Here is a 12,091-nt window from a genome sequence, read left to right as displayed (position 1 = left end):
GGAAAATATCGGAAGGGCAGGTGGCGGCACAGTGGCCAGGACGACGGACGGTGACGGTACGCCCGTCCCGCAGCGGCTGCTCGCCGCCGCCACCCGGCTCTTCGCTGAGCGGGGCTACGACCGCACCTCGGTGCAGGAGATCGTCGAGGCGGCCGGCGTCACCAAAGGGGCGCTGTACCACTACTTCGGTTCCAAGGACGACCTCCTGCACGAGGTGTACGCGCGCGTGCTGCGCGTTCAGCAGGAGCGGCTCGATGCCTTCGCGGGGGCCGACGAGCCCATCGAGAAGCGGCTGCGGGGAGCGGCTGCGGACGTCGTGGTGACGACCATCGAGAACCTCGACGACGCGATGATCTTCTTCCGCTCGATGCACCATCTGAGCCCGGAGAAGAACAAGCAGGTGCGCGCCGAGCGGCGGCGCTACCACGAGCGCTTCCGCGCACTCGTCGAGGAGGGCCAGGAGACGGGCGTCTTCTCCACGGCGACCCCGGCGGACCTCGTCGTGGACTACCACTTCGGCTCCGTCCACCACCTGTCGACCTGGTACCGCCCCGACGGCCCGATGAGCCCCCAGGAGGTCGCGGACCACTTGGCGGACCTGCTGCTGCGGGCGCTGCGGCCCTGAGGAGACGGGTTCGGGTACGGGTAAGGGGCGGTCGCTCTTGCGACCGCCCCTTACCTACGTCCCGTTACAGGTACTTCTTCAACTCCCGCCGAGCCAGCGACCGCTGGTGCACCTCGTCCGGCCCGTCGGCGATCATCAGGGTCCGCGCCCCGGCGTACAGCTCCGCGAGCGGGAAGTCCTGACTGACACCTCCCGCCCCGTGCAACTGGATCGCCCGGTCGATGATGTCGACGACCGCCCGCGGCGTGGCGATCTTGATGGACTGGATCTCCGTGTGGGCGCCCTTGTTGCCGACGGTGTCCATCAGCCAGGCCGTCTTCAGGACCAGGAGCCGCAACTGCTCGACCGTCACCCGCGCGTCGGCGATCCAGTTGTGGACCACGCCCTGCTGGGCCAGCGCCTTGCCGAAGGCGTTGCGGGACACCGCCCGCCGGCACATCAGCTCGATCGCCCGCTCGGCCATGCCGATCAGCCGCATGCAGTGGTGGATACGGCCCGGACCGAGCCGCGCCTGCGCGATGGCGAACCCGCCGCCCTCCTCGCCGACGAGGTTGGAAACCGGCACACGCGCGTGGTCGAAGATCACCTCGGCGTGGCCGCCGTGGGAGTGGTCCTCGTAGCCGAAGACCTGCATCGCGCGCTTGATGGTGACGCCCGGGGTGTCCCGGGGCACCAGGACCATGGACTGCTGACGGCGGATGTCCTCGCCGTCCGGGTCCGTCTTGCCCATGACGATGAGGATCTTGCAGTCCGGGTTCATCGCCCCGGAGATGTACCACTTGCGGCCGGTGATGACGTACTCGTCGCCGTCCCGCTCGATGAGCGTGGTGATGTTGGTGGCGTCCGAGGAGGCCACATCCGGCTCGGTCATCGCGAACGCCGAGCGGATCTCACCGGCCAGCAGCGGCTCCAGCCACTGCTTCTTCTGCTGCTCGTCGCCGAACTGGAACAGCACCTCCATGTTCCCGGTGTCGGGCGCCGCGCAGTTCGTGGCCGTCGGTGCCAGGTGCGGGGAGCGGCCGGTGATTTCGGCGAGCGGTGCGTACTGGAGATTGGTGAGCCCGGCCCCGTACTCCCGGTCCGGCAGGAAGAGGTTCCACAGGCCCTGCCTGCGCGCCTCGGCCTTGAGCTCCTCCACCACGGCCGGCGTGTCCCACGGGGACGCCAGCTCGGCCCGCTGCTCCTCGGCGACCGCCTCGGCGGGATGGACGTACTCGTCCATGAAGGCGAGCAGCTTGGCGCGCAGTTCCTCCGTGCGTGCGTCGAACGCGAAGTCCATGGCCCGTCAGCCCTCCTGGATGCCGTCTTGAAGCGTGGTCAGACCGTGCTCGATGAAGACCGGGACCAGGTCGCCGATGCGGTCGAAGCCGCGGCCGACCGTCTGGCCCAGCGTGTAGCGGTAGTGGATGCCCTCCAGGATCACGGCGAGCTTGAACCAGGCGAACGCCGTGTACCAGGAGACCGCGGAGACGTCGCGCCCCGAGCGCGCGGCGTACCGCTCGATCAGTTCGGCCGGTTCCGGATGCCCGGGGGCCTCGGCGGTCGTGGAGACGGGGGAGTCGGGCATGCCCAGCGGCATGCTGTACATGACCAGCAGACCCAGGTCGGTCAGCGGGTCGCCCAGCGTCGACATCTCCCAGTCGAGGATCGCCTTGATCTTGTCGTCGTCACCGATGAGGACGTTGTCCAGCCGGTAGTCGCCGTGGACCACCGTCGCCGCGGGAGAGGCCGGCAGCCTGCGGCCGAGGGTCGCGTGCAGCTCGTCGATGCCGGCCAGGTCGCGGTTGCGGGAGGCGTCCAACTGCTTGCCCCAGCGGCGCAGCTGACGGTCCAGGAAGCCCTCGGGCCGGCCGAAGTCATCGAGGCCCACCGACGCCGGATCCACCCCGTGCAGTTCGACGAGCGTGTCCACCAGCGACAGGACCGCGCCCCGGGTGCGCTCCGCGCCGAGCGGGGCGAGCTGGTCGGCCGTGCGGTACGGGGTGCCCTCGACGAACTCCATGACGTAGAACGGCGCTCCGAGCACCTCCTCGTCCTCGCACAGCAGCACCGGCCGCGGCACCGGCACGTCCGTCGGATGCAGCGCGCTGATGACCCGGTGCTCGCGCTTCATGTCGTGCGCGGTGGCGAGGACGTGGCCGAGCGGGGGCCGTCGTACGACCCATTGCGAGGTGCCGTCGGAGACCATGTACGTGAGGTTCGACCGTCCGCCCTCGATGAGCCGGCCGGTCAGCGGACCGTGTGCCAGACCGGGCCGCTCGCGCTCGAGCAGGCCGCGCAGCCGGTCCAGGTCGAGGCCGGGCGGATGGTCGGGGCTCATACAGGGCTCCTAAGGGCAGGTGAACGAGACCTGACTCATGATGCCGACCAGTCGGTATGTCGTCCAGTGGGGGAGCCGAACGTGATCGGGGCCACGATAGGCCGACAGCTCCCCGCGCGGTGCGTCGGGGAGCTGTCGGGAGTGCGTTCTCGGCCAGAACGGGGCCGGTCGGTCAGGGCCGCCCGTGGGCTCAGTGGTCGTCCCAGTGGCCTGCGTGGGCGGCGTGCCGGTGGCCGTCGTGCAGGTAGTCGACGTGGTCGCCGTGCAGGACGCTCTCGTGCCCGCAGTCGGCGCCGTGCTGATGGGTGTGGCCGTCGTGCGCGACGTGCCCGTCCGACTCGCACTCGTCCCAGTGACCGCTGTGCTCCCTGTGGAGGTGACCGTCGTGCGCGTAGTCGGTGTGGTCGCCGTGCGGCACCGCGGTGTGCCCGCAGTCCGGACCGTGGGCGTGCGTGTGGGAAGGGTGTTCCACGTGCATGGTGGTCATGGTGCTCACCTTCGAAGGTGCGGGTTGTGACGTCGGACAGGCTGCCACGCAAACGGCGCATATCGGGTTATTCGGGCTTGCGTGGCGCCCTCCCAGCCCGGAGGGTCGAACCCATGAAGGGGATCAGCTACACACGCTACGGCGGGCCCGACGAGCTCGCATACGGGGATCTGCGCGATCCGCGCGTCGGCCCCGACTCCGTACTGGTGAAGGTGCGGGCGGCCGCGGTCAACCCGGTCGACTGGAAGTGCCGCGAGGGCTACATGGACCGGATGCTGGAGCCGGTCTTCCCGGTCGTCCCCGGCTGGGACGTAGCCGGCGTTGTCGTCCAGCCGGGCGTGTCCGTCACGGAGTTCGGCGTCGGTGACGAGGTCATCGGCTATGTGCGTGAGGACGTGCTCTCCCGCGGCACCTTCGCCGAGTACGTCGCCGCGCCCGTACGCACCCTCGCGCGCAAGCCCCGCAACCTCACCTGGGAGGAGGCGGCCGGTCTGCCGCTGGTGGGGCTGACGGCGTTCCAGGTGCTGACCAAGGTCCTCCAGGTCAAGCGCGACGAGACGGTCCTGGTGCATGCCGCGGCCGGGGGTGTGGGCTCGATCGCCGTCCAGCTCGCCCGCCATCTGGGTGCCCGGGTGATCGGTACGGCGAGCGCGCACAACCACGACTTCGTACGACAGCTCGGCGGTGAGCCGGTCGAGTACGGCGACGGCCTGACCGAGCGGGTGCGGGGGCTTGCGCCCGAGGGCGTGGACGCCGCGTTCGACACGGTCGGCGGCGACGCGCTGAAGGCCTCGGCCAACCTGCTGGCCCCCGAGGGCCGCCTGGTGTCCATCGCCGACCCGGACGTCTTCGACTACGGGGGCCGCTACTACTTCGTCCGCCCCGACACGGCTGACCTGCTGCGGCTGTCCGAGCTGGCGGAGGAGGGGGTGGTGTCCGTGCACGTCTCGGAGACGTTCCCGCTGGAGCGGGCGGCGGACGCGCACCGGCTCAACCAGGAGGGCCGTACCCGGGGCAAGATCGTGGTGACGGTGGACTGGGAGACGGAGGAGGAGACGGTGGCGCCGGAGGGGCTGTGGCAGGGGGCGGAGTGAGCGGGCCGTAGCCTTACGCGGGTCTCAGAGGACCAGGGCGGCGCCGCAGATGGCCAGGGCCAGGGTGAAGAGGACGGTGGCCGTGGCATGCCGGGGGGCCAGCGCCGCCGGTTCGGCGGACGAGGCGAGGACGCGGATACGGCGGTGGGCGAGGGCCAGGAAGCCCAGCCACAGCCCGATGCACAGGGCGCAGACGAGGAGCCCGACCACGGAGACGTCGCCGTGCAGTGCGGCCTTCACGGCGAGTACGGCGGCCACGGTGCCGGACAGTGTCGTACGGCGCCATGCGAGACGTGTCCGCTCGGGCTGCAGCCCCGGATCCCTGACGGGCTCGGCGACCGCCCCGGGGTTCACCCTTCCCATCCCACGAGCACGACGACGACCATCGCGATGGCCACGACCGCGACCACCAGGCTCAGCACCGCCGGGAACCGCGAGACGGGCAGGTCCTCGCCCCGCCGCATGGCCCGCTCGCAGCGCACCCAGTGATTGACCGCACGCAACGAACACAGCACGCCGGCCGCGAGCAGCGCGAGCGCCAGCCCGACGCGCCAGCCCCAGCGCAGGTCCGGCAGAAACTGGTCCACCGCGAAGCCACCGCCGACGAGTGCGAGCGCGGTACGCAGCCAGGCCAGAAAGGTGCGCTCGTTGGCCAGCGAGAACCGGTAGTCGGGCGTGCCGCCCTCCTGCCGGATCTCCTGCGGCGCAAACCACAGCCGGACGTTCCGTACGAACTCGATCACATGCCCGACCCTATCCGGGGCCACGGACAGGGGCGTTCCGGCACCGCCCGGCACGCCCCGCCGCGGCACGCCCCGCCCCGCCCCGCCGCGGCACGCCCCGCCCCGCCCCGCCGCGGCGGGCCACGGCGCGGACCGCCGGCAGGCCGGTGCTGCCAGGGGCGGAGACGGTGGGCTGCCCGGGCACGTGGCAACCGCAGGTGGCGGTGGTGATGGCGCGGGCGGCGGGTGTGCACAGGGGGCGCGAGGGCCGGGGGAGGGTGCGGGGGCTGCCCAAGGGGCGTGTCCGAGGTGGTGGCGACGGCGCGGATGGCCGGCGGGCTGAGAAAAGGTCGCGTCGGCGCGGAGGCGGCCCCGCCCGAGCCATGCCTGCAGCCCGGACTTCCATGGGCGGAGCCGAGGCGGTTGCGATGGTGTGGGCGGCCGGTGTGCTTGGAGGTCGCGAAGGCCGCGGAGGGGGGTGTCCGGGAGGGACGGCGGCCAGGAGATGGCCTCGTCGAGGCAGCACGGGTGCTCCCAGAGGGGGCTGGCGGCCGGTGTGTTCAGAAAGGTCGGGACGGCCGCGGAGAAGGGTGTCCGGGAGGGACGGCGGCCAGGAGCCGGCCTCGTCGAGGCAGTCCCGGTGCTCCCAGAGGCCAAGGCGTTGCGACTCCCCCGCCGCCTCCCCGAGTCGGCGGCACGTCCGCCGGCGCCCCGGGGCAGGGGTGCACCCCCGTCGACGCGCCCGCGGGGCCGCAGCGCGGCGGATCAGCCGGCCGCCCGGTGGGCCTTGAGGCGCTCGTACGCCGCCAGGCCGTCCGGTACCCACGTCCAGTCCGCCAGCCGCCGTTCCACCTCGGCCTCCGGCAGGAAGTCGTGCCAGGCGACCTCCTCCGGCTGTGGGCGCACCGGCAGCTCGCAGCGGACCTCGTACACCGCCGACCACCAGGTCTGCCCGGCGCCGTCGTCGTAGAGGAACTTGAAGAGGTGGGTGGGGCGGGGGAGGCCGCTGACGCCGAGTTCCTCCTCGGCCTCGCGCAGCGCGGCGTCGTCGTACGACTCGCCCGCGCCGACCACCCCGCCGACGAACATGTCGTACCGCGAGGGAAAGACCAGTTTCGTGGGCGTGCGGCGATGTACGAAGAGGCGGCCCTCAGAATCCCGGGCCTCGATGAAGACGCAGCGGTGGCGCAGCCCCTTGGCGTAGGCCTCGCCGCGCCGGGACCGGCCGACGACCCGGTCGTGTTCGTCGACGATGTCGAGGATCTCGTCAGTGGCGCTCATGAGGGCCATCCAACCAGGGCGGCACCCGGATGGTCAGCGCGCCGGAACCGCCGCCACCGCCGCACGAGGCTGCGGCTGCTTCACGCCGCACGGCATCGCCGAGTGGGTGCCGAGCATGATGATGCCCACCACGATCGCGGCGAGCCCCGCCGCCTCCCACGCCAGCGCGCCCGAGTCGGCGCGCAGCCGGTCGCCGAGGAAGCCGACGCCGCAGAGGATGCCGGCCAGCGGCTGGGCCGCGGTCAGGGCCGGCAGAGACATCCGCAGGGAGGCCGTCTCGAACGCGCTCTGGACGAGGATCAGCCCGGTGAGGCCGAGCGCCACCACGGCGTACGGCTGCCAGCTGGTGAGAACCTCAGCCATGCCGCCCTCGGCGAAACGCTGCCCGGTCAGGCGCGTCAGCGCGTCCTGCACGCCGTACAGCAGACCGGCGGCCGTGGCCAGCAGCGCGGGACCGGCCCTGAGCCGCGAACGCTTCGCATACGCCGTGAGCAGCAGAGCCGCCCCGATCATGACGCCGATGATCAGCCACTGCCGGAAGGGGCCGCTGGGCGCCGCCCCGCCGTGCGGCTGTCCGGCGATGATGAAGGCCGTGACACCGCCCGCGAGCAGTGCGAGTCCCGTCCAGCCCTGGCGGCCCAACGGCTGCTTGGTCTGGCGGCGCGAGAGAGCGAGCGCGAAGAGCAGGTTTGTCGCCAGCAGCGGTTCCACGAGGGAGATCTCGCCCTGTCCCAGCGCCATCGCGCCGAGCGCCATGCCGACCACCATGAGCCCGATGCCGCCCAGCCAGCGGGGCACCTTCATCAGGTCGAGGAGAATCCGGGGGGAGAGGAAGTCGTTCAGCGGCGCCTTCTGAGCCGCGTTCTGCTGCAGTACGAAGCCGAAGCCCAGGCAGCAGGCGGCACTCACGGCGAGTATCAGGATCAGAAGCGACACGCTGCGTACCTCGATCATCCTGCCGGGGTGAGGGGACGGGGTGCGTAAGGGCCGACTGTAGCGGCCCAAGGCCCGGCATGCGCAGGCTCCCCATCGTGCGGTGCCTGGTCCGGCTACGCCATGACGTACGCCACACACTCTGAACAATTCCGACATTTAAGGCTCGGTGCGTGGCTATTGAACGCATCAACTGTCCCACCAGTAACACCAGTTGACGCGTGTAACGCCTCGACGGCCCTTGACGTGAACCGTTGGCTGCGGGTTTGCTGTGCGTGATCGCTCGATGACAGGTCACATTCTTTCCCCCACATTCTTCCCCCGACAGAACCCAGAACCGGTGTCCCCACCCCCGCCACCCCTCGGCCGCGGCCGCAAGCGCGCATCCCACACCTTCGACGCGGCCCTGGACGACGCCGAGCTCGCCGCAGCCCGCGCCGCGCTGGCCCAGGGCAGATGGCAGACGGCCCGCTCACTGCTCGCCCGGACCGGCGACGACTGGGACCGCAGAGGGCACCGCGTCACCGTCCTCGCGCAGGAGCCGTACTGCGTCCCCTGGACCCGCGACTGGCTGCTCGCCGAGCCCGACTCCGCCGACGCCGCCGTCCTGCTCGCCCTCGCCCAGGTTCGGCGCGCCCTGCGCGGCAAGGAGAAGCCCGTCCGCGCCCGTGAGTCGTGCCACGCCGCCGCCGCGCTCGCGCCCGCCGACCCCACCCCCTGGCTCGGCCTGCTCATGCTGGAGAGCTCGCTCGGCGCAGAGGAGGCGGTACGGCGCCTGTTCGCCGAGGTCGGCGCTCGGTACGCCGACCACCACCACGCCCACCACCTGATGGTCGCCCGGCTCGCCGAACGCCACACCGGCGCCGGTCCCGACCCGCTGCACGAGGTGTACGACTTCGCCAACGCGGCGGCCGAGCGGGCCCCCGCCGACTCCCCGCTCGCCGTCCTCCCGGTCATCGCCCACGCCGAGCGATACCGCGTCCTCGCGGGGGCGGGGCGCGAGCAGCCCGACGCGGCCACCTCCGGGCACTGGGCCGGCCGCCGGGCCCGGCAGGTGATGCGGGCCGCCTTCGACTGGTGGCTGGAGTGGGAGCAGGAGGGTCACCCGCGCCGTCTGATCGACCTGAACTACCTCGCCCACGCCAAGGTCTGCGAGGGCCGCGGCGCCGAGGCCGCCGCCCTGTTCCACCGCATCGGCGAGCACGCCACCCCGTCGCCGTGGTCGTACCCGGACCGCGAGCCGTATCCCGCCTTCCGTGCCGCACGCGACACCGCGCTCGGCACGGCGTAACGCCCCCAACCGCAGTCGACCCAAGGACGGTCCCCGATGACCACGGGCAGTTCCAGCACGAGCAGAGCCACCGCCGGCAGTGGCGGGATCAGTACGTTCAAGGGGCAGGACCGGGCCCTGCGCGCCGACCGGCTGGGCACGACGGGCCTGCTGCTGTCCGTGCTCGCCGCGACTGCACCCCTCATGGTCGTCGCGGGTGTCATGCCCACGACCTTCGGGGTGATGGGTGTCGTCGGGCAGCCGCTCCTCTTCGTGATCCTCGGCCTGGTCCTCGCGCTCTTCAGCGTCGGATACGCCGAGATGAGCCGGCACGTCCACAACGCCGGCGCCTTCTACGCCTACATCTCCCGCGGCCTCGGCGGCATGGCGGGCGCCGGCGCCGCGATGGTCGCGCTCGTCGCCTACAACGCCCTACAGGTCGGCATCTACGGCATCTTCGGCTTCGAGGTCTCCGGGCTGTTCGCCACCTACCTCGACACGGAGGTCGCCTGGTGGATACCGGCGCTGGCGGCCGTCCTCCTCGTCGGTGGACTCGGCTGGCTGAAGATCGACCTCAACGCGCGCGTGCTCGGCGTCCTGCTGATCATCGAGGTCGCCCTCGTGGTCATCTTCGACGTCGCCGCGATCGCCGACCCCGGCAAGGAGGGCCTGTCGCTGCACGCCTTCAACCCGGACACCCTCACCGGCGCCGGCATCGGCACCGCGCTGTGCTTCTGCGTCGCCGCCTTCCTCGGCTTCGAGCAGGCCCCCGTCTACGCCGAGGAGACCAGCCGCCCGCACGTCCTCGTGCCCCGCGTGATGTTCCTCGCCATCGGCGGCATCGCCGTCTTCTACACGATCAGCTGCTGGGCGTACACCGTCGCCGCCGGCCCCTCGGCCATCGTCGGCACGGCGCAGGAGCAGAGCGCCGGGCTGCTGTTCTTCTTCACCGAGGACCTCCTCGGCGCCGGCTTCACCGACGTACTGCACGTGCTGTTCGTGACCGGCATGTTCGCGGCGATGCTCAGCTTCCACAACGTCGTCGCCCGCTACGCCTTCGCCATGGGCCGCGAGGGCCTGCTGCCGTCCGCCTTCGGCCGCACCAGCGGCGCGAGCGGCGCCCCCGGCACCGGTTCGCTGCTGCAGACGGCGATCTCCCTCGTGGTCGTCGCCGCCTTCGCGCTCACCGACGACAAGCCGACGGGGGACCCGACCGCACCGGTGCTGCACCTGTTCACCTGGATGGGCAACCTCGGCGCGCTGGGCGTCGCCGCGCTGATGGCCGCCGCGTCGGTCTCCGTCATCGCCTTCTTCGTGCGCCGCGGAGCCGTCGCCGCCCAGTTCTGGCGGCTGGCCGCCTCCGGGCTCTCGGTCGTCGGGCTGCTGTTCATCGTCGTCTACACCGTCAAGGACTTCGACGTCCTGATCGGCGCGGGCCCGGACTCGGCCCTGAACTGGGCGTTGCCCGCCGTCATCGTCCTCGCGCTGGTCGTGGGTGTGCTCCAGGGCCTGCTCCTGCGCTCCCGCGCACCCGAGCGGTACGCCCGCATCGGGCTCGGCAACGAGGCGTTCCAGCTGGACAAGGCGGCGGCGAAGACGCCGTAGCCGGCATCCGTGCGCGAGAGCCGCGTAAGAAGTGCTTACGGAACCCTGACGAGCACCCGCGATCCCTGGTCCGGCCGGGGTCGCGGGTGTTCGAATGAGTATGTGAACCGCGAACAGCCCGAGCACGAGGGCGGAGAACAGGACGAGGAACAGGGCAGGGAGCAGGGCAGGGAACAGGGCGAGGAGCAGATCGGGCAGAAGGGCAAACCGATCGGCCGCCGCGTCCTCCTCGGCACACTCGGCCTGGGCGCACTCGGCGTGGTCACCGCGCCCGTCCTGCAGCGCGGGATGGAGTCCTTCCTCGCGAGCGCGTCCGACAAGGACCCCACCGGCCTGACCGACCTGCTGCCCAACGGCGGCGGTTTCCGCTACTACTCGGTGACCTCGTCCGTCCCCCGCAAGAACGCCACCACCTACCGCCTCACCATCGACGGCCTGGTCGACCGCCCCAGGACCTACACGCTGGCCGACCTGCGCGCCCTGCCGCAGACCCGGATGGTTCGCGACGTCCAGTGCGTCACCGGCTGGCGGGTCCCCGACACCCCCTTCGAGGGCGTGCGCCTGTCCCGCCTCCTGGACGCCGCGGGAGTGCGCAAGGGTGCCGGGGCGGTGCGCTTCACCTGCTTCGACGGCGCCTACAGCGAGAGCCTCACCCTCGAACAGGCCCGCCGCGCCGACGTCATGGTGGCCCTGCGCATGCAGGACAAGGACCTGAACCACGCCCACGGCGGCCCGGTCCGCCTCTATGTGGCACCCATGTACTTCTACAAGTCCGCCAAGTGGCTCTCCGGCATCACCGTCACCGAGGACGTGAAACCGGGCTACTGGGAGGAACGGGGCTACGACGTCGACGCCTGGGTCGGCCGCTCGAACGGACGCGACGATGAGCCTACGACTTGACGCCCCCGGCCGGTCCACGGACGTCCGGCGCTTCGGCCCGGCCACCCGTTGGGTGCACCGCACGACGGCCGCGCTGATGGGCGTGTGCGTGGTGACCGCGGCCTGTCTGTACATCCCGCAGCTCGCCGAGCTTGTCGGCCGCCGCGAGCTGGTGGTCCGTATCCACGAGTGGGCCGGCCTCGCTCTGCCCGTGCCGGTCCTGGCCGGCCTCGCCTCCCGCTTCTTCCGCGCCGACCTCGGCTTCCTCAACCGCTTCGGCCCGCACGACCGCGACTGGCTACGAGCCGCCCTGCACCGCGACAAGCGGTCCGCGTCCCGTCCGGCGGGCAAGTTCAACGCCGGGCAGAAGATCTACGCCGCATGGATCGCTGGCGCGACACTGGTGATGGTCGGGACGGGCCTCATCATGTGGTTCACCCACCTCACTCCTCTGCAGTGGCGCACCAGCGCGACCTTCGTCCACGACTGGCTGGCCCTCACCATCGGCATCGTCCTCGCCGGCCACATCGGCATGGCCCTGGGCGACCCGGAGGCCCGCCGGGGCATGCGGACGGGCTCAGTCAGCCGGGAGTGGGCGAAGCGGGAGCATTCACGGTGGCGGCCATGACGTGCCGCACGACGACCGGCTGAAGGGCCTGCTGAGAGTCCCTGAGGTCGAGGTCGAGGTCGGTGGGCTGGGTTGTGCCACCGGCCGGCATCTCCGGGCGGGGCGATGTCGCTGGTCCGCCGCCGGCTGGCACATCCGTGCCGGGCGAGTCACTGGTCCGCCGAGGTCTGGCACGGTCGCGCCGGGCGATGAGACCGATCTGCCGCTGGCCGGCACGTCCGCGCCGGGCGATGTCGCTGGTCCGCGG

14 protein-coding genes are annotated in these 12,091 nt (G+C 71.6%); 7 read left to right on the top strand and 7 right to left on the bottom strand.

The annotated features are described in order from the left end of the window. Positions 1 to 31: 31 nt before the first annotated feature. Positions 32 to 625, top strand: a complete 594-nt coding sequence (locus ACZ7L5_RS24160; RefSeq protein WP_328882699.1) for a TetR/AcrR family transcriptional regulator — start codon at positions 32 to 34, stop codon at positions 623 to 625. Between the two features lie 64 nt (positions 626 to 689). Here ACZ7L5_RS24160 and ACZ7L5_RS24155 read toward each other — a convergent pair whose 3' ends face one another. The 3 genes from ACZ7L5_RS24155 to ACZ7L5_RS24145 form a co-directional block, all read right to left on the bottom strand. Further along, the gene (locus ACZ7L5_RS24155) at positions 690 to 1,904 is read right to left on the bottom strand and encodes an acyl-CoA dehydrogenase (RefSeq protein WP_471518685.1); all 1,215 of its coding nucleotides are present in this window, start codon (positions 1,902 to 1,904) and stop codon (positions 690 to 692) included. Between the two features lie 6 nt (positions 1,905 to 1,910). Then, the gene (locus ACZ7L5_RS24150; RefSeq protein ID WP_471518684.1) at positions 1,911 to 2,945 is read right to left on the bottom strand and encodes a phosphotransferase family protein; all 1,035 of its coding nucleotides are present in this window, start codon (positions 2,943 to 2,945) and stop codon (positions 1,911 to 1,913) included. A gap of 190 nt (positions 2,946 to 3,135) precedes the next feature. Beyond that, a complete protein-coding gene (locus ACZ7L5_RS24145; protein WP_471518683.1) occupies positions 3,136 to 3,432 on the bottom strand; it encodes a hypothetical protein in 297 nt (98 codons plus the stop codon). Between the two features lie 113 nt (positions 3,433 to 3,545). On the opposite strand from ACZ7L5_RS24145, the gene ACZ7L5_RS24140 reads away from it, so the two are divergent. Further along, positions 3,546 to 4,526: an NADP-dependent oxidoreductase gene (locus tag ACZ7L5_RS24140; protein WP_471518682.1), complete on the top strand. Its 981-nt coding sequence runs from the start codon at positions 3,546 to 3,548 to the stop codon at positions 4,524 to 4,526. A 24-nt stretch (positions 4,527 to 4,550) separates the two neighbouring features. Here the strand turns inward: ACZ7L5_RS24140 and ACZ7L5_RS24135 are convergent, their stop codons facing one another. From ACZ7L5_RS24135 to ACZ7L5_RS24120, 4 genes are all read right to left on the bottom strand, one after another. Beyond that, on the bottom strand, positions 4,551 to 4,889 hold the full coding sequence (locus ACZ7L5_RS24135; RefSeq protein WP_471518681.1) for a DUF202 domain-containing protein: 339 nt from the start codon (positions 4,887 to 4,889) through the stop codon (positions 4,551 to 4,553). Next, on the bottom strand, positions 4,877 to 5,269 hold the full coding sequence (locus ACZ7L5_RS24130; RefSeq protein WP_328882705.1) for a YidH family protein: 393 nt from the start codon (positions 5,267 to 5,269) through the stop codon (positions 4,877 to 4,879). Before ACZ7L5_RS24130 ends, ACZ7L5_RS24135 begins: the two co-directional genes overlap by 13 nt. A 744-nt stretch (positions 5,270 to 6,013) precedes the next feature. After that, complete coding sequence (locus ACZ7L5_RS24125; RefSeq protein ID WP_471518680.1) at positions 6,014 to 6,529, bottom strand: NUDIX hydrolase; 516 nt, start codon at positions 6,527 to 6,529, stop codon at positions 6,014 to 6,016. Between the two features lie 33 nt (positions 6,530 to 6,562). After that, entirely contained in the window at positions 6,563 to 7,465 is a 903-nt protein-coding gene (locus ACZ7L5_RS24120; RefSeq protein ID WP_467478718.1) for a DMT family transporter, read from the bottom strand. Positions 7,466 to 7,802: 337 nt separating this feature from the next. Here ACZ7L5_RS24120 and ACZ7L5_RS24115 point away from each other — a divergent pair, with 337 nt between their 5' ends. The 5 genes from ACZ7L5_RS24115 to ACZ7L5_RS24095 form a co-directional block, all read left to right on the top strand. Beyond that, a complete protein-coding gene (locus ACZ7L5_RS24115) occupies positions 7,803 to 8,753 on the top strand; it encodes a hypothetical protein (protein WP_471518679.1) in 951 nt (316 codons plus the stop codon). 36 nt (positions 8,754 to 8,789) lie between these two features. Next, positions 8,790 to 10,337: an APC family permease gene (locus ACZ7L5_RS24110; protein WP_471518678.1), complete on the top strand. Its 1,548-nt coding sequence runs from the start codon at positions 8,790 to 8,792 to the stop codon at positions 10,335 to 10,337. A 189-nt stretch (positions 10,338 to 10,526) separates the two neighbouring features. After that, positions 10,527 to 11,237 (top strand): molybdopterin-dependent oxidoreductase, encoded by a 711-nt coding sequence (locus ACZ7L5_RS24105; protein ID WP_471518860.1) that lies wholly within the window; start codon positions 10,527 to 10,529, stop codon positions 11,235 to 11,237. Further along, on the top strand, positions 11,221 to 11,844 hold the full coding sequence (locus ACZ7L5_RS24100) for a cytochrome b/b6 domain-containing protein (RefSeq protein WP_471518677.1): 624 nt from the start codon (positions 11,221 to 11,223) through the stop codon (positions 11,842 to 11,844). The genes ACZ7L5_RS24105 and ACZ7L5_RS24100 overlap by 17 nt, the downstream gene beginning before the upstream one ends. Position 11,845: 1 nt before the next feature. Further along, positions 11,846 to 12,091: hypothetical protein (locus ACZ7L5_RS24095; protein WP_471518676.1), on the top strand; the 246-nt coding region annotated here is incomplete at its 3' end.

It is taken from the genome of Streptomyces sp. NPDC107528, assembly GCF_055639295.1.
The sequence above is the reverse complement of the archived record's forward strand: the minus strand, read 5'-3'. Positions and strand labels throughout refer to the sequence as shown.